General features: G+C 65.0%; 16 protein-coding genes. 7 read left to right on the top strand and 9 right to left on the bottom strand.

Going from position 1 to position 16,898, the window contains the following annotated elements; all coding sequences use genetic code 11:
• Window positions 1–152: 152 nt before the first annotated feature.
• Together IEV62_RS12340 and IEV62_RS12335 are read right to left on the bottom strand one after the other, a co-directional pair.
• The gene (locus tag IEV62_RS12340) at window positions 153–1,220 is read right to left on the bottom strand and encodes an acyl-CoA dehydrogenase family protein (protein WP_188447903.1); all 1,068 of its coding nucleotides are present in this window, start codon (window positions 1,218–1,220) and stop codon (window positions 153–155) included.
• 138 nt (window positions 1,221–1,358) lie between these two features.
• Entirely contained in the window at window positions 1,359–2,576 is a 1,218-nt protein-coding gene (locus IEV62_RS12335) for an acyl-CoA dehydrogenase family protein (RefSeq protein WP_188447901.1), read from the bottom strand.
• A 153-nt stretch (window positions 2,577–2,729) separates the two neighbouring features.
• Between IEV62_RS12335 and IEV62_RS12330 the strand changes: the two genes are divergently transcribed.
• On the top strand, window positions 2,730–3,956 hold the full coding sequence (locus IEV62_RS12330; RefSeq protein ID WP_188447899.1) for an MFS transporter: 1,227 nt from the start codon (window positions 2,730–2,732) through the stop codon (window positions 3,954–3,956).
• Between the two features lie 10 nt (window positions 3,957–3,966).
• On the opposite strand, the gene IEV62_RS12325 is transcribed toward IEV62_RS12330, so the two are convergent.
• Together IEV62_RS12325 and IEV62_RS12320 are read right to left on the bottom strand one after the other, a co-directional pair.
• On the bottom strand, window positions 3,967–4,764 hold the full coding sequence (locus tag IEV62_RS12325; RefSeq protein WP_229733089.1) for an SDR family NAD(P)-dependent oxidoreductase: 798 nt from the start codon (window positions 4,762–4,764) through the stop codon (window positions 3,967–3,969).
• Window positions 4,761–5,375 (bottom strand): glutathione S-transferase family protein, encoded by a 615-nt coding sequence (locus IEV62_RS12320; protein WP_188447897.1) that lies wholly within the window; start codon window positions 5,373–5,375, stop codon window positions 4,761–4,763. The genes IEV62_RS12325 and IEV62_RS12320 overlap by 4 nt, the downstream gene beginning before the upstream one ends.
• A gap of 96 nt (window positions 5,376–5,471) precedes the next feature.
• Between IEV62_RS12320 and IEV62_RS12315 the strand changes: the two genes are divergently transcribed.
• From IEV62_RS12315 to IEV62_RS12295, 5 genes are all read left to right on the top strand, one after another.
• The gene (locus IEV62_RS12315) at window positions 5,472–7,001 is read left to right on the top strand and encodes a class I adenylate-forming enzyme family protein (RefSeq protein WP_188447895.1); all 1,530 of its coding nucleotides are present in this window, start codon (window positions 5,472–5,474) and stop codon (window positions 6,999–7,001) included.
• Entirely contained in the window at window positions 6,998–7,774 is a 777-nt protein-coding gene (locus IEV62_RS12310; protein ID WP_188447892.1) for a thioesterase family protein, read from the top strand. The genes IEV62_RS12315 and IEV62_RS12310 overlap by 4 nt, the downstream gene beginning before the upstream one ends.
• A gap of 252 nt (window positions 7,775–8,026) precedes the next feature.
• Window positions 8,027–8,476, top strand: coding sequence for an EF-hand domain-containing protein (locus tag IEV62_RS12305; protein WP_188447890.1), 450 nt, complete (start codon window positions 8,027–8,029; stop codon window positions 8,474–8,476).
• Between the two features lie 112 nt (window positions 8,477–8,588).
• On the top strand, window positions 8,589–9,308 hold the full coding sequence (locus IEV62_RS12300; protein WP_188447888.1) for a response regulator: 720 nt from the start codon (window positions 8,589–8,591) through the stop codon (window positions 9,306–9,308).
• A 44-nt stretch (window positions 9,309–9,352) separates the two neighbouring features.
• Entirely contained in the window at window positions 9,353–10,660 is a 1,308-nt protein-coding gene (locus tag IEV62_RS12295) for a sensor histidine kinase (protein ID WP_188448023.1), read from the top strand.
• 246 nt (window positions 10,661–10,906) lie between these two features.
• On the opposite strand, the gene IEV62_RS12290 is transcribed toward IEV62_RS12295, so the two are convergent.
• Window positions 10,907–11,194, bottom strand: a complete 288-nt coding sequence (locus tag IEV62_RS12290) for a hypothetical protein (RefSeq protein ID WP_188447886.1) — start codon at window positions 11,192–11,194, stop codon at window positions 10,907–10,909.
• 184 nt (window positions 11,195–11,378) lie between these two features.
• Window positions 11,379–11,831, bottom strand: coding sequence for a GreA/GreB family elongation factor (locus IEV62_RS12285; protein WP_188447884.1), 453 nt, complete (start codon window positions 11,829–11,831; stop codon window positions 11,379–11,381).
• A 117-nt stretch (window positions 11,832–11,948) separates the two neighbouring features.
• Between IEV62_RS12285 and IEV62_RS12280 the strand changes: the two genes are divergently transcribed.
• Window positions 11,949–13,805 (top strand): ABC-F family ATP-binding cassette domain-containing protein, encoded by a 1,857-nt coding sequence (locus tag IEV62_RS12280; RefSeq protein ID WP_188447883.1) that lies wholly within the window; start codon window positions 11,949–11,951, stop codon window positions 13,803–13,805.
• 86 nt (window positions 13,806–13,891) lie between these two features.
• Here IEV62_RS12280 and IEV62_RS12275 read toward each other — a convergent pair whose 3' ends face one another.
• The 3 genes from IEV62_RS12275 to IEV62_RS12265 form a co-directional block, all read right to left on the bottom strand.
• A complete protein-coding gene (locus IEV62_RS12275) occupies window positions 13,892–14,539 on the bottom strand; it encodes a DsbA family oxidoreductase (RefSeq protein ID WP_188447881.1) in 648 nt (215 codons plus the stop codon).
• 79 nt (window positions 14,540–14,618) lie between these two features.
• Window positions 14,619–15,707, bottom strand: a complete 1,089-nt coding sequence (locus IEV62_RS12270) for an NAD(P)-dependent alcohol dehydrogenase (protein WP_188447879.1) — start codon at window positions 15,705–15,707, stop codon at window positions 14,619–14,621.
• A gap of 9 nt (window positions 15,708–15,716) precedes the next feature.
• Window positions 15,717–16,808, bottom strand: a complete 1,092-nt coding sequence (locus IEV62_RS12265) for a TonB-dependent receptor (RefSeq protein ID WP_229733086.1) — start codon at window positions 16,806–16,808, stop codon at window positions 15,717–15,719.
• Between the last annotated feature and the right edge of the window lie 90 nt (window positions 16,809–16,898).

Raw genomic sequence — 16,898 nt, 5'->3', positions numbered from 1 at the left:
TTCTGACAATGCCGCGCTCCGTGACGCGCGTCAATGTCCCCTTCCGCTAATAGGAAGGCCTGTTGCTCCCCGGCAACACTCCCGTTTCGGCCAGAACGTTTGTTCGAAAACCTTGAATTTCTTGCTGCAATGCGGCGAGATTGGAAGGTCGTTCAATAGCCGTTGAGCTGAGCGAAGCGTTCCCGGTGGAAAGCGGCATTGCCCCACATCGTCTCCAACACCCGCGCGCGCTTGATATAGAAGCCCGCGTCATGCTCGTCGGTCATGCCGATCCCGCCGTGGAGCTGGATCATCTCGCGGCTGACGAGATGGAGCGTGTCGCTTGCCACGGCCTTGGCAAGGCTCACCGCCTGATCGAGATCAGAGCGGCCCGCATCGATCGCCTCGAGCGCGCCTTCAACCGCCGAACGCATCAATTCCAGCTCGGTGAACATCTTGGCCATGCGGTGTTGCAGCGCCTGGAACGTCGACAATTGCTGCCCGAACTGGACGCGCGTTTTCAGGTAATCGTTGGTGGTGTGGAACGCCTGCTCCGCCATGCCGAGCATTTCCGCGCAAGTGATTGCGGTCGCGCGGTCGATCACCTGGGCGGTGAGCTTGGTATCGCCGAGCCGCTCGGCGGGGGCGCCGTCGAACGTCACCTGCGCATGGCTGCGCGAATCGGTCATGTGGCGCGGCGCGCGCGTCACGCCGGTATCGCCGGTGACCAAGTACAATCCATCGCTGGCAGCGACCACGAACACGCTCGCGCTGTCGCCTTCCGCGACGAACGCCTTGGTGCCGCTGAGCTTACCGCCGCTGACGCTCGCGCTGATCTTGGCCGGATCATGCACCGGGCCTTCGTCGATCGCGAGCGTGGCAATGACCGCTCCACTGGCGATTTTAGGGAGCCATTCGGCCTTGGCCGCGTCCGATCCGCCGAGCACGATCGCGCTCGCCGCCGCCGCGGTGGAGGCGAGTGGCGTGGCGGCAAGGTTGCGCCCAAGCTGCTCGAGCACCAGCCCGAGCGACAGATAGCCGAACGCGGTGCCGCCGAATGCCTCGGGGATCACGATGCCGGGCAGTCCCATTTCGGACAGCGCGCGCCACGCCGCGGGGTCATAGCCCTCGACCGGGGCGGCCGCGCGCAGTTTGCGGAACGCGGTCACGGGCGATTCATTGTCAGCCCATTCGCGCACCATATCGCGCAGCATCGTTTGTTCGTCGTTCAGTGCGGCCATTGTAAAAACTCCCTCTCCCGCTTGCGGGAGAGGGCCGGGGAGAGGGCAGCGCAACAAGCACTTCCCCCTCCGCACTGCCCTCTCCCGACCTCGCTTCGCTCGGCCACCCTCTCCCGCAAGCGGGGAGAGGGACGTCAATTATTGATGATCGAGCATCCCCAGGATGCGCTTCGACACGATGTTGTTCTGGATTTCGGTCGATCCGCCATAGATCGACACCGCCTTGCCCCACAGCCAGGTACGGGTCTGGGTCAGTTCGTCTTCGCTGAAGCCCTCGCCTTCCCAGCCGAGCCCGGCCATGCCCATGATCTCGATCGACAGTTCCGCCCGGTCCTGCGTGATGCGCGCGCCGACATTCTTCATGATCGATGTCGCCGCCGACGGGCCCTGGTTCGACTTCGCCTCGAGCGCGGCGCGGCGCAGCGTCAGCGCAAAGGCGCGGCTGTCCATTTCATGGCGGACGATGCGCATCCGCAAATCGCTGTCGGGCACGCGGCCCTTATCGTCCGCGCCGCGATATTCCTTGGCGAGCGTGCCCATCGGCTTGCCCGCGAACAAGCGCGACGCACCGCCGCCGCCCGACAGGCTGTTGCGCTCATGCTGGAGCAACCGCGTGCCGATTTCCCAGCCCTGCCCTTCGCGCCCGACGAGATTTTCCTTGGGCACCTTAACATTGGTGAAGAAGGTTTCGCAGAAAGGGGACTGGCCCGAAATCATCCGGATCGGCTTCACCTCGACGCCGGGCGCGGTCATGTCGATCAGCAGGAAGCTGATGCCGCCATGCTTCTGGCTCTTGTCGGTGCGCACCAAAGCAAAGCATTTGTCGGCCCATTGCCCGCCACTCGTCCAGGTCTTCTGGCCGTTGACGATATAATGGTCGCCCGCATCTTCGGCGAAGGTTTGCACATTCGCCAGATCCGACCCGGCATTGGGTTCGCTATAGCCTTGGCACCAGCGCACGTCGCCCTTGGCGATCGCCAGGATATGCTCCTGCTTTTGCGCTTCGCTACCATATTCGAGCAGCGTCGGGCCGAACATCATGATGCCCATCCCGCCGATCGGGTTGCTGGCACCGGCACGCGCAAGCTCTTCCTGCAACACGCGAATTTGCGCTTTGTCGAGCCCGCCGCCGCCATACGCGACCGGCCAGCCCGGCACGCCCCAGCCCTTGTCACCCATCGCGGTCTTCCACGCGATTTCGTCCGCCGACAGATCGGTCGGCCCTTCGAGCGACGACAGGCTGCTATCCTTGTTTTTCAGCGACGGCGGGAAATTGGCCGCGATCCACGCACGCGCTTCGGCGCGGAAGCTGTCCAGCGGGTTGGCTGCAACATCGAGTTCGGGCGCGGTGGCCATAAAACCTCTCCTGAAAGGCGAAAACTGAAGATCGGGTATGGTCCGGCGATGGCACAGATCGCGCTTGCGCGAAAGGCCAAATCCCCGCCGTCTCGCACATTCCGCCGCAAACGAATACGCTCGCTCCAACGAAAGGGTTTGGGGGGAGACGTGATGCGATTCGAGAATCGCGCCGTACCGATTGTGCTGGCCGCCGTGCTGATCGATACGATCGGTTTCGGCATCGTGCTTCCGGTTCTGCCCGCGCTCATCGTCCGGCTCGGGCGCGTGGGGATCGACGATGCGACGCGGATTGCAGGCTATATGCTGGTGGCGTTCGCGGTGGCGCAATTCTTTGCAGGACCCGTGCTCGGCACTTTGAGCGACCGGTTCGGGCGTCGCCCGGTGCTGATCGCGTCGATGCTGGCGTTCGGCGCGGATTATGCGCTGATGGCGCTCGCGCCGACACTGGCGTGGCTGTTCCTGGGACGCGCGATCGCCGGTGCAGCGGGGGCGGTCTATGGTCCGGCGAGTTCGGTGATCGCCGACGTGACTCCGGTCGAGAAACGCAGCGCCGCCTTCGGGTACATGAACGCGGCGTTCGGGATCGGCTTTATCATTGGGCCAGCGCTCGGCGGGGTGCTCGCGGGGTTTGGTCCACGCGCACCTTTCATCGCGGCGGCCGTGCTCGCGCTTGGCAATGCCGCGGTGATGGTCGCGCTGATGCCCGAATCGCTGGCGCGCGCGCATCGCCGCCCGTTCCGCTGGCGCGACGCCCATATCGTCGGGGCATTCAAGCCGCTGTTCAAAACGGGCAACGCCGCGCCGCTCCTGCTCGCCACCGTGATGTGGATGCTCGCCAATATGGTCTATCCGACCACCTGGGCGTTCTGGGCCACCATCCGCTTTCACTGGAGCCCGGGAGCGGTGGGCTGGAGCCTGGCCTATGTCGGTCTGGTGACCGCCATCGTTCAGATCTTTGTCATTGCGCCGACAATCGGACGCATCGGCGATCGCGGCGCGCTCATCGTCGGATTGCTCTGCGCAATTACCGGGTTCCTTGCGTTCGCCTTCGTGCAAGTCGGCTGGCAGGTTTACGTGATCATGCTGCCTGCGGCGTTGCAGGGATTTGTCGCGCCCGCATTGAAGGGGCTGCTGTCACGCCGAATCGGACCGACGCAGCAAGGCGCGCTTCAAGGGGGCCTCGGCAGCATGAGCAGCGTCGCCTCGGTAATCAGCCCATTCCTGATGACGCAGGCGCTGGCAGCGGGGGTCGAACGCGGTTTCCCCGGCGGGGCCTTTCTGCTCGCCGCGAGCTTCGCGGTCATTGCGCTCGGCATCGTCGTCTGGACGGTGCTGCAACCGGTGCCCCCAACGACCGGGGCGGTCGCAGAGGCGTGAACGTGCGCGGCTAGACTTCGCGCCCAGGTCGCCGCGCCAGCCCAACGTCGAGATGCGCGCCGGCATCGAGCAGCATCGTCTCGCCGGTAATCACGCGCGATGCGGGATCGAGCAGCATCACGATCGGCCCGGCAATATCGTCGGGCGTCGCCGCCATGCCCATCGGCGTCGCGGCGGCGATGCGCGCGTTGAGCGCGGCGAACCCCGCCTCGCCCAAGCGCTTCTCGAACCAGCCCGTCCCGACATAGCCGGGTGCCACCGCATTGACCCGGATCGCGGGGGCGAGAGCGCGCGCGAGGCTCTTGGTCATCGTTGTCAGCGCGCCCTTCGACGCGGCATAGGCGACTGACGAGCCATGGCCGAATACCCCGGCAACGCTCGCGACATTGACCACCGCGCCGATACCGCCTTCCCGCATCGCCGGCGCGCAGGCGCGGATCATCTGGAACGGGGCGATCGTGTTGAGACGGTAGATGTCGATAAAGTCGTCGGCGCTCAGCGCGTCGAGATTTTCATGATTGGCGAATTTGGTGCGGCCGGCATTGTTGACCAGAAAATCGATCCGCCCGAACGCGGTGATCGCCGCATCGGCAAGCGCATGGCAAGCGGCATCCTCGACGATATCGGCCTGCACCGCGATCGCACCCGCGCCGATTTCAGCGACCAGCGCCTCAGCATCGTCCTTGCTCGACGCATAGTTGACCACGCAGCGCACGCCGCGCGCCGCCAGCCGCCGCACCACCGCCGCGCCGATCCCAGTGCCGCCGCCGGTCACGATCGCGACCGCGCCCTGCATATCGGCGCTCATGCCTGCGCACTCGGGCGGGCGGTGGCGCGGGCATGCCAGGCGCGCAAGGCGGTGGCGTCCTGGGGCATGGCGATCCCGACAAAGGCCGCGAAATCGATCGTCGTCAGCAGCACGATATCGGCCATCGAGTATCCCTTTCCATCGAGCCAGTCGCGCGATGCGAGTGCTATGTCGAATTCGCGCATCGCCGCGATGACGCGCGGGCGCTGGCTTTCGCCAAAGTCGGTATATTGCGGCTTCACGACGCGCGCGGTGAAGGGGTGCGTATGCTGCCACACCAACGCGAGCGGTGTCATCAGCCGCAATTCGACACGCCGGATCCACTGATCGACCTCGGCCACGCCGCGCGCACCACTGCCGAACAGCGGCGGCGCGGGATGCAGCGTCTCGAAGAAGCGGCAAATCGCGACGCTCTCAGTCAGCACGTCGGCCCCGTCGAGGACCAAGGCAGGAGTTTGCCCGAGCGGATTGACCTGCAGGAACGCCTCACCGCGATGCTCCCCATCGCGGATCGAGATCGTCTGCAGCGGCACGCTCAACCCCTTTTCGGCGAGATAAATCCGGACGCGACGCGGGTTGGGCGCGGGGTTTGGAGAGTCGTAAAGGATCATATTGGGTTGGCCCCGCTGCTTTTTCGAACGTCGCGTATGGCATTTTGGTCCCGTCTCGCCTAGCGGATCGCGGCTACGGTATCGGAAAAACCACGCATGACGACTGCCGCCGAAATGCTCGAAAGCGATTTCGCCACCCTTCCCGACCTGATCCGGACGCATGCCGCCGAACGCGGCGACAAGGTCGCGCTGGCCGATGCGAGCGGCGAACTCGATTATGCCAGCCTCGGTGGCTTGATGGACCGCATCGCCGCCGCGCTCCAACGCGACGGCGTGCAGCAAGGCGATGCCGTCGCGATCGTCGCCTCGGCCAGCATCGATTATGCCGCCGTGTTCCTGGGTGCGTTGCGCGCCGGATGCGTGGCGACGCCGCTCGCGCCATCGGGGACGCCCGAGAGCATCGTGGCGATGATCGCCGACTGCGCCGCGCCGATCACTTTTATCGATGCCGAGGCGGCGACCGCGCTGGCGGGGCAGCATATTCCGGGCAAGCTCGTCCATCTGAAGTCGCTCGGGCCGTGGCTCGCCCCCGCCGGGGCCACCCCCGCGCCCGTCACGATCCGGCCCGAGGACGGCTTCAACATCATCTATTCCTCGGGTACCACCGGCACGCCCAAGGGCATCGTGCAGAGCCACGCGATGCGCTGGGCGCATATCAACCGCAATGCCACCGCGGGCTTCGGCAATGCCGTCACGATGATCGCGACGCCGCTTTACTCCAATACAACGCTGGTCAGCTTCCTGCCGACGCTCGGCTGGGGCGGCACCGTCGTGCTGATGAAGAAATTCGATGCACGCGGCTATCTGACGCTCGCCGAGCGGCACCGCGCGACGCACACGATGCTGGTACCGGTGCAATATCAGCGGCTGATGGCGCTGCCCGATTTCGACCGGTTCGATCTGGCGAGCTTCCAGTTCAAAACTTGCACCTCCGCCCCCTTTTCCGCCGCGCTGAAAGCCGATGTTCTGGCGCGTTGGCCCGGTTTGCTGGTCGAATATTACGGCATGACCGAGGGTGGCGGCACATGCCTGCTCGTCGCCAATCAATTCCCCGACAAGCTCCACACCGTCGGTCGCCCGGTCGAGGGGCACGATATCCGGCTGATCGATGAGGACGGCACCGAAGTCGCGCAGGGCGATATGGGCGAAGTCGTCGGGCGCTCGCCCGCGATGATGACGGGGTATCACGGACGCAAGGAGGCGACGTCGGCCGCCGAATGGTTCGATGCGGAGGGCAATCGCTACATCCGCCACGGCGACATCGGGCGCTTCGACGAAGACGGGTTCCTCACGCTGCTCGATCGCAAGAAGGATCTGATCATCTCGGGCGGGTTCAACATCTATCCGACCGATCTTGAGGCCGTGCTCGCACAACATCCCGCCGTCGCCGATTGCAGCGTGATCGGCGTGGCGAGCGAAGCGTGGGGCGAGACGCCGGTCGGTTTCTACGTCCCGCATACCGGGATCGACGCGAGTATCCCTGAGATTCTCGACTGGACCAATGCACAGCTCGGCAAGACCCAGCGTTTGTCGACGCTGCACGCGATCGACGAATTGCCGCGCAGCGCGATTGGCAAGGTGCTCAAACGCGAACTGCGTGACCGGCTGACGGAGACGGCAGCGTGACCCCGATCCGCGAGATTCTGGCCAAGGCGACGCCGCTCGAAAGCGGGTTCCGCGCCGAAATCCCGGGCGACTGGCTGCAGGGCCGCACCGCGTATGGCGGCCTGTCGAGCGCGCTCGCTTTGCATGCCGCGCAAGCAATCGAGCCCGACCTTCCCCCGCTCCGCTCGGCACAAGTGTCGTTCATCGGGCCGCTGTCGGGTACAGTCACCGTCACCGCGACGAAGTTGCGGCGCGGGCGCACCGCCGCCTTCATTCAGGCCGATATCGTGTCCGACGCAGGGCTCGGCTTCCGCGCGATCTTCGTGTTCATGGCCGAACAGCCCTCACGGGTCGAATTGGCCGGTCGCCTCGACAGCAGCATCGCGCCGCCAGCCCCGGATGCGACGCTCTACACCGGGCCGGACGAGTTTTTTACCGGCAATTTCAATTTTCTCGACATGAAGGACGCGGCCAAGGGCGAGGCCGAATGGCTGCGCTGGGCGCGGCTGCGCGACTATGCCGGGCTCGATCCGATGGTCGAGGTGCTGGCGCTCGCCGACGCGCTCCCCCCCGCCGCGTTCAAGCTGTTCGGCAAGGACTTCGTGCCGCTCAGCTCGGTGACGTGGATCGTCAATCTGCTGACCCCGGCCCCGGCGACGACCGACGGCTGGTGGCTGCTCTCGGCGGAATCGCAGCACGCGGTGAACGGCGGATCGAGCCAAACGATGATGCTGTGGAACGCCGATGGCGTGCCGATCGCGCAGGGCATGCAGAGCGTCGCGATCTTCGGGTAAACGCACGCACCGCTCCACCGTCACCCCGGCCTTGTGCCGGGGTCCACCAAGCGGCCTGGTACAAGTTCATGATCGTGGGCGCGGCGCACGCGGCACAGTGGACCCCGGCACTAGCCCGGGGTGACGGAAGGGCATAGTTGCGACATTTTGCGACACTTTGTCCCGCCTACCGGCACAGCGGCGCGACAGTTCGGGCAGCATAAGGAGCGCGAACCGGGCGCCGTCCCGATCCTGTCGAGCGGAGTCCCGATCATGCGCTACACCTTCCTCGCGTCGTTTGCCGTCACCGTCCTAGCAACGACAGCCTTCGCCCAAGGCGGCGGGATGGGCATGATGCGCGCCGATACCAATGGCGACGGCATGATCTCCCGGGCCGAGGACATGGCGCAGGCCAATGCCCACTTCGACCGGATGGACGCCAACAAGGACGGCACGCTCACCGCCGATGAACGGCAGGGCCCGGGTGGCCGCATGATGGCACGCGCCGGCGCCGGTGACGAAGCAATGACGCGCGCCGAGTTCATGGCGCAGGCCGACCGTCGCTTTACCCGCATCGATACGAACAAGGACGGGCAGCTCTCACCCGCGGAGCTCGATGTATGGCAGAACCGAGCCCCCGCGATGGCCGGGCAACGCCACGCCGATCCGGCCGATGCCATCGCGCCAGCAGCGCCCGCGCCTGCACCCAATCCGGGCCAGTAAACCCCTTCCGGGCCCGGACGCCGGACGAGCGCCTCCCCTGTTGCTCGTCCGGCATTCCCCACGGAACGCCCCCTCCTTTCCAGAAAATCCAGCCATGCTACAGACGGACACTATGGGGGACACGCCACATCTGTTGCTCGTCGACGACGAACGCTCGATCCGCGAGCCACTCGCACAGTATCTGACCCGGCAGGGCTTTCGCGTCACGCAAGCGGGCGATGCCGAAGGTGCCCGTGCCCGCATGACGGCCTATGCCATTGACCTCGTCATCCTCGACATCATGATGCCGGGCGAGGACGGCCTGTCGCTCACCCGCCACATCCGCGAAACTGGCGAGATTCCCGTTATCCTGCTCACCGCCCGCACCGAGGAAACCGACCGCATCGTCGGGCTCGAAATGGGGGCGGATGATTATGTCGTAAAGCCGTTCTCGCCGCGCGAACTGGCGGCGCGCGTGAAAGTAATCCTGCGGCGCGCTGCCGCCGGGGGCGCGCGCCAGCATGCACCCGAGACCGGCTCCTTCGCCTTTGCCGGATGGGTCCTCAAATCGGGCGAGCGGACTTTGGTCGATCGCGAGGGCGTGTCGGTGCCGCTGTCGACCGGCGAGTATAATTTGCTCCACGCGCTCGTCACCCGCCCGCGGCAAGTGCTGACGCGCGACCAGTTGCTCGACCTGACACAAGGGCGCGAGGCCGCCGCGTTCGACCGCGCGATCGACAATCAGGTCAGCCGCTTGCGCCGCAAGATCGAGGCCGATCCCAAGACCCCCGACCTGATCAAGACGGTGTGGGGCGGCGGCTATACGCTGGCCGCCGAAGTAACGCGACTTTGAGGCGGGGCGCGGGGAGGTTGTTGCCGCGCAGCCTGTCGGGGCAAATGGCGCTGCTGATCGCGGTAGCGCTGTTCGTCGCGCAAGCAATCAACTTCACTCTGCTCTTGTCAGAACGCCGCCAGGCCCGGCTCGACCAGGCGACCGGCCCGGTCGTCACGCGGATCATCGATGCCGATGAGCGGATCGACGCCGGCCGCCCGCTCGGCGGGGGAAATTGGGGCCGCGTACAGCTTGCCGCCGCCTCTCCTGTCGTCGCGGGCGGGCAGCACGTGCCCGAGGTCGAAATTGCGCTGCGCGGAGCGCTCAACGATGCCGGCGTCAAGGTCGGGCGCATCCAGACGCAAGTGCTGCCGATCAACCGCAACGACCCGCGGCTGCGCTATGTCAGCAAGCCGCGCGTCGAGCGGCTGCTGCGCGCCGGGGCCGAACTGATGGTGGCAGTCGAGCGGCCCGACGGGCAGTGGCTGATCCTCAACTTGCCGTGGTCGCGCAGCGACGCGTTGATTGTCTGGCGGCTGATCGCGCAGACGCTGATCCTCTACGGCGTCGCGCTCGCCCCGCTGCTGTGGGCGGCGCGGCGCATCTCGCAGCCGCTGCGCAGCCTCGCCATTGCCGCGCGCGACTTTCAGCCGGGCGCGGCGGTCGATCCGGTCGAAACGCGCGGGCCGCAGGACGTGCGCGACGTGATCGTTGCGTTCAACGCGCTGCGCCTGCGCGTGACGGCAATGCTCGATGAGAAGGACCGGATGCTCGGCGCGATCGGGCATGATCTGCGCACGCCGCTGGCGGCTTTGCGCGTCCGCATCGAATCGGTCGAGGATGAAGACGACCGGTTGCGGATGGCCGACACGATCGCCGAGATGAATTCGACGCTCGACGACATCCTGTCGCTGGCGCGGCTCGGCCGCCCGAGCGAACCGCCGACCGAAGTCGATCTCGCCGCTTTGGTCGACGCCGTGGTCGAGGATTTCCGCGATTTGGACGCGGACGTGGCGTTCGAGGCCGGCGCGCGGCTGACGATGCGGCTACGTCCCGGCCTGATGCGCCGCGCGGTGCGCAATCTGATCGAAAATGCGCTGAAATATGCCGGCGCGGCGGAGGTGTCGGTCACGGCGGACGCGCGCACCGTGACGATCGCCGTCTGCGACCGCGGCCCCGGCATCCCGCCCGATCGCCTCGGCGATGTATTCGAAGCGTTCACCCGGATCGAGACCTCCCGCAACAAGGAGACCGGCGGGATCGGGCTGGGCCTGGCGCTCGCCCGCACGATCGTGCGCGATGCGGGGGGGGATATCACGCTGGAGAATCGCGACGGCGGCGGGATGGTGGCGCGGATTGTTCTGGTGCGGTGACGGGGGGCGGCGGAAGTTTAGGCTAAAGTTAGGGATAAACGCGTTTTGACGCAGGTGTCCCGCGCGGTGGGATTGAGGAGAGCGACGGGGTCAAAGAACGTTAGGCGAGAAGCCCGCGACGGCACTATGACATTGTGCGGGTTTGTAGGACAGACTTCCGGGTGGGAAGATTGGCGCATGGCCGATTTTGAAAGCGGACATTGCAACCATTCGGCGCAGCACCGGAGTGCTGCGCCTACGATGCGATTAAAACGCGACGGTGATCGTGCAACCGAATGGTTTGAACCGACACTCGATCGTGATCCGCACCCGCTGCGGTTGCTGGTTGCCCCACTCCTGAAGGCTGGTTCTTAGGCTATTGATCCGCTGCTGCTCCTCTTGGGGCAACGCGCGGAGTTCAACACCTTTTCCTGCAGCGTCAGTCACCCGCAGTTCGACACTTGCGTTCTGACGCTTTTGTGTCTGAGCAACGCCCGGTGCAGCTCCGGTCAGAGCCAGAACGACAGCCGCCGATCCAAGCACAAAGTTCTTCATCTTGCGTCTCCTGCGAAAGGTTTACGTCCGAAACATCCCTTGCGCTGATCAGCTACGCTTCCGGGAAGTTGGCACGATACGCTCCTTTCGGAGGCGTAACAACTGGACGAGACCAGTTGGCTCGAAGCGCCCTCCGCGAAGCTTTCCGCACGTCTGCGTTTGGGGCGGAACCTGCCGTCCCCCCTCACCCCACCGCCATCACCTCAATCGCCTCGTCCTTCCCCGCAAAATCCACGCGCTCGCCGACCTCCGCGCCGATCAGGGCGCGCGCGAGTGGGGCCTGGAAGCCGATGCGGCCCGCGGCGGGATCGGCTTCATCTCCGCCGACGATGTGGGCGGTGCGCTCGGCGCCGTTCAGGCGATAGGTCACGCGGCTGCCGATACCGACCGTGCCGGGTGCCGGCGGGGGGACCACTTCGGCGGTGGTCTGGCGGGTGTGCCAGTAGCGGAGTTCGCGCTGGAGCGCGGCGCGGTCTTCCTCGGGCGCGGCGGCAATTGCGGTTTCGAGCGCCACGACTTTCTCGCCGATCAGCGCTAGGCCGTTGGCGGTGACGAGGTTCGGCCCCGGCGCGATCGGGCGTTCGAATTTGGGTTCGAGATGTTCTTCGTCGCTTTCGCGGCGGAAGGCTACGCTCATATACGGTCCTTTGTCAGCACTTTGTGTCTTCCCTACACCAAACCGATGTGCAGATCGGCGCTAACGCACAAACCCGCCCCTTGGGTGCAGCGCAACAATCTGCTAGGCGCGCGGCCTATGCTCAACATCAATGGTATCACGGTGCGCCTTGGCGGGCGCGCGATCCTCGACGGCGCGAGTGCCGCCTTGCCGCCGAAAAGCCGTGTCGGGCTGATCGGGCGCAATGGCGCGGGCAAATCGACGCTGATGAAGGTGATGATCGGGCAGCTCGAGCCCGATCTCGGCGAGATCGAAATGCCGCGCGGCACGCGCATCGGCTATATCGCGCAGGAAGCGCCGTCGGGCACGACCACGCCGATCGAAGCGGTGCTGGCGGGCGATACCGAGCGCGCGGCGCTGATGCTGGAGGCGGAGACCTGCACCGATCCCGACCGGATGGGCGCGGTGTATGACCGGCTGACCGCGATCGACGCGTACACCGCCGAGGCGCGCGCGGCCCGGATCCTGGTCGGGCTGGGGTTCGACGAGGAAATGCAGCAGCGTCCGCTCGACAGCTATTCGGGCGGGTGGAAGATGCGCGTGGCGCTGGCGTCGCTGCTGTTTTCCGAACCCGATCTGCTGCTGCTCGACGAGCCGTCAAACCATCTCGATCTCGAAGCGACGCTGTGGCTCGAGAACTTCCTGAAAAGCTATCCGGCGATGATGGTCGTCATCAGCCATGAGCGCGATTTGCTCAACAATGTCGTCGATACGATCCTGCATCTCGAAGGCGGCAAGGTGCATCTCTACACCGGCGGCTATGACAGTTTCGAGCGGCAGCGCGCCGAGCGTGTCGCGCAGCTTGCCGCGGCCAAGGCGTCGCAGGATGCGCAGCGTGCCAAATTGAGCGAATATATCGCCAAGAATTCGGCGCGCGCCTCGACCGCGAAGCAAGCGCAGAGCCGCCAGAAGATGCTGGCGAAGATGCAGCCGATCGCGTCGATGGCGGAGGATTCGACGCTGTCGTTCGACTTCCCCTCGCCCGAGGAACTGCGGCCGCCGTTGATCACGCTCGACATGGCGGCGGTGGGGTATGCGGATAAGCCGATCCTGCAGCGGTTGAACTTGCGGCTAGATCCCGACGACCGCGTCGCGCTGCTGGGACGCAACGGTAACGGCAAGACCACGCTCGCGCGCTTGCTCGCGGCGCAATTGCCCGCGATGGACGGCGCGATGACGGCGTCGGGCAAGATGCGCGTCGGATACTTCACACAGTATCAGGTCGAGGAACTCGACGGCGACGACACCCCGCTCGAACATATGACGCGCATGATGTCGGGCAAGACGCCGGGCGCCGTTCGCGCGCAGCTCGGGCGCTTCGGTTTCTCGGGGGTGAAGGCGACGCAGAAGGTCGGCAAACTCTCGGGCGGCGAACGCGCGCGCCTCGCGCTCGCGCTGATCACGCGCGACGCGCCGCACATGCTGATCCTCGACGAGCCGACCAACCATCTCGACGTCGATGCGCGCGAGGCGCTGGTGCAGGCGCTCAACGCCTATGACGGTGCGGTGATTCTGGTCAGCCACGATCGCCACATGGTCGAGCTGACCGCCGACCGGCTGGTGCTGGTCGATAACGGCACGGCGAAGGAATATGCCGGCAGCATGGAGGATTACATCGCCTTCGTGCTGGCGGGCGAAGGCGACGCGGGCAAGACCAAGACCGCCGTCAAAAAGGACGAAAAACCGCAGATCAGCGCCGCGGCAGTCGCGCTCCAGAAGCGCGCGCATGAGGCGGAGGCGTTGGTCGTGAAGCTGACCAAGCAACGCGACGCGATCGACCGCGCATTGCTCGATCCGAGCACGGCGGAAGCATGGCTCGCGCGGCTCAGCCCCGCCGAGCTGGCCAAGCAACATGTGCAGGTGTCGAAGAAACTCGATGCGGCGGAAAGCGTGTGGTTCGAGATCAGCGAGACGCTGGAACTGGCGACCGCATAAGCGCAATTCTGGCGGCGGTCGGGATCGACATGGCGAACTGACGCCAGGTCGGCGGCGTTGTCCGACCGCCTGTCAGGTTCCGTGGGTCATTCTTCGGCGGCGATGTTGCGAAGCGCGCGCTCGAACGCCTCGGGCGGCTGCCCGCCCGAGATCAGATATTTTCGGTTGATGATCACCGCAGGAACCGCCGACACACCCTGCGATTGCCACAGCCGCTCGTCCGCGCGGACGTCGTCCGCATATTGCCCCGAGCTAAGGACAGCACGGGCGGCAGGCCCGTCGAGGCCGGCCTTTTCCGCCGTGGCGACCAACACCGCGATATCGCCCGGATTACGGCCATCGGTGAAATACGCCTCGAACAGCGCGTGTTTCAGTTCACGCTGTCGGCCCTCGATCCCGGCCCAATGGAGCAAGCGGTGCGCGTCGAACGTGTTGTAGATGCGACTGCCGTCCGACATCGCCATCGTAAATCCAAGCTCCGCGGCGCGGTCACGGATCATCGTTCGATTGGCAGCGGATTGCTCGGGCGTAGATCCGTATTTCTGCTGGATGTGCTCGGCAATATCCTGGCCCTCGGCCGGCATTTGCGGATTGAGCTCGAACGGCTGAAAGCGGATGTCCGCTTCGACCAGATCGCCGACATTGGCCAAGGCCTGCTCAAGCCCCTTCAACCCGATCACACACCACGGACACGATACGTCGGACACGAAATCGATCTGCATATGCTTGGTCATGCCAACGGGCCCTCAGAAGTTTAAGATCCAATGTAGGGCTATTTTCCGGCATTTCATCGGCGTGGCTAGCAACAGCCAATCAGCTAGAGCGGTTATCCATGATCAATACCGGCTTGACCACCGCGCCCGATTCCGAAGCGGCCACGGCTTCGGCAATGGCGGCGAACGGATAGGTGCGGATCAGTTTTTCGAGCGGCAAAGCGCCGGCACGGTAGTGGTCGATCAGGCGGGGGATGAAACGCTGCGGATCGATGCCGCCCTCGACCACTCCGATGATTTTCCGCCCCATGCTCATGATCGCCGATAAATCGAGCGCGAGCCGGGGGTCGCCCGGATAAGCGCCGACCAGCGCCAGCGTACCCCGGAGCGCGAGTTTGTCGATGCTCGCTGCCACCAGATCGACGGCGCCCGTTGTATCGATGATATGGTCAAAACCATCGCCAAGCGTGGCGAGATCGTCTGTCACCACCGTCGCGCCCAGCACGCTTGCCAAAGCGAGGCGGTGCTGGTGCCTGTCCAGCACGGCAATACGCCCGGCCTTGGCGATCACCGCCGCCATCACCGCCGACAGGCCGACGGCCCCCGCACCCAGGACGGCAACCGACTCGCCGGGCTGCACATTCAGCGTTTCCAAAACGGTGCCCGCGCCCGTCTGGACGCCGCAGCCAAGCGGCGCGAGGATCTCCAGCGGCAGATCGCGATCGATCTTCACGACATTGCGGGCATGCGCCAAAGCATGGGTCGCAAACGCCGACTGCCCGAAAATCTCTCCGCCGATCGGCGCGCCGCCCCGCCACAGCCGGCCATCGTCGGGGCCGGACACGCCGAGGAAGTTGCGCGGTACAAACTCCACGCAATAGCCGGGCTGGTGATCATGGCACGCCCCGCACCGGCCACAGCTGTGGAAGCTGATGAGCACATGATCGCCGGGTTGGACCGACTGGACGTCGGTTCCCACCGCCGCAACGATGCCAGCGCCCTCGTGCCCGAACACGCTCGGAAAGGTCACCGGCAAATGACCATCCCGCATGATCAGATCGGTATGGCAGATTCCGCAAGCGCGGATCGCCACTAGGATCTGATCGGGCCCAGGCGCACCGAGCGCGAGCATTTCTATGCGAAAGGCCGCTCCCGGTGCTTCGACCACCGCTGCTTCGATCTCGCGCATCGCCGCAAATCAGAACTTGAAGCCGACCCTCGCATACCATTCGCGCGGCCGGTTATAAGTACCATAGATAATGCCGTCGGCGAGATTGGAGCTGCCCGCGGTGAGGAACCTCTTGTCGGTCAGGTTGGTGGCGCCGATCGTCAGCGTCCAGCTGTCGTGCGGGTCCTGATATGTCAGGTTGGCGTTGAAGATGTCGCTTGGCACGCGTTGCAGCAGGAAAGTCCGCTGCGTATCGTTCCACACGCTGCTGGTGTGGGTATAGTCGCCCAGCAGCACCAGCGCCCCGCCATTGCCGAGCCCGAGCTTGTAGCGCGGGCTGATGTTGAGCTTCAGCTTGGGCGTTTTGGGCAGGCTCGTGCCGACCAGCGTTCCGGCCTGGAAGGCATTGGCACCCCCGACCGCGGCGGCAGCGGCAGACACCGAGGTATAGACCGCATCGATATAGCCGAGCGAGGTATTGATCCTGAACCCGTCGACCGGTTCGGCGACGACCTCAAGTTCGATCCCGCGAATGCGCGCGTTGCCCGCGTTGGCGATCGTCGGTGAGGTGCCGATCTGGATATTGAGCTGAATGTCCTTGTAATCCGTGGTGAAGGCGGCCGCATTCACTTGCAATCGGCGATCGAGGAAAGTCGATTTGACGCCGAATTCCCAGGTTGTCGCCTTTTCTTCGTTGAAATCCGGCGCGAAATTCCCTTGCGGATTGGTCAGCCGGGTGGTCCAGCCCCCGGTCTTATACCCCTTCGACCAGCTGCCATAGACCAGCAACCGATCGGCCGGATGAAGCTGGATTCCGATCTTCGGCGAGAAATTGTTGAACGATTTGCGGTTTACGCCAGGCACGTAGACCCGAACCGGATTGCTCGGATCGGGGTAGCTCAACCCCTGGAAGCACGTGATCGGCGCAAGCGGAAAGGGCCCGTTGGGCGTAACGTTGCCGTTCGCGTCGGAGCAACCGAACAGCTTGTAGTTGAAACCGTTCAGGTCCTGCTGGCCGCCTTCGAAGGTCTTTTTCTCATGGGTGTAGCGACCGCCCGCGGTGATACTGATCAGGTCGATTGGCTGATAATCGATCTGGCCAAAAAAGGGGCTTTGTTGCAAAACTGACGTTGGGGATTCACGTAGGGAATCGAGTGGGATAGATGGGCGTGATGCCCAAACCTGCCGCACCTGTGTATCGCACGACGAACT

The sequence above is a fragment of the Sphingomonas psychrolutea genome, assembly GCF_014636175.1.
GTDB lineage: Bacteria > Pseudomonadota > Alphaproteobacteria > Sphingomonadales > Sphingomonadaceae > Sphingomonas > Sphingomonas psychrolutea.
The sequence above is the reverse complement of the archived record's forward strand: the minus strand, read 5'-3'. Positions and strand labels throughout refer to the sequence as shown.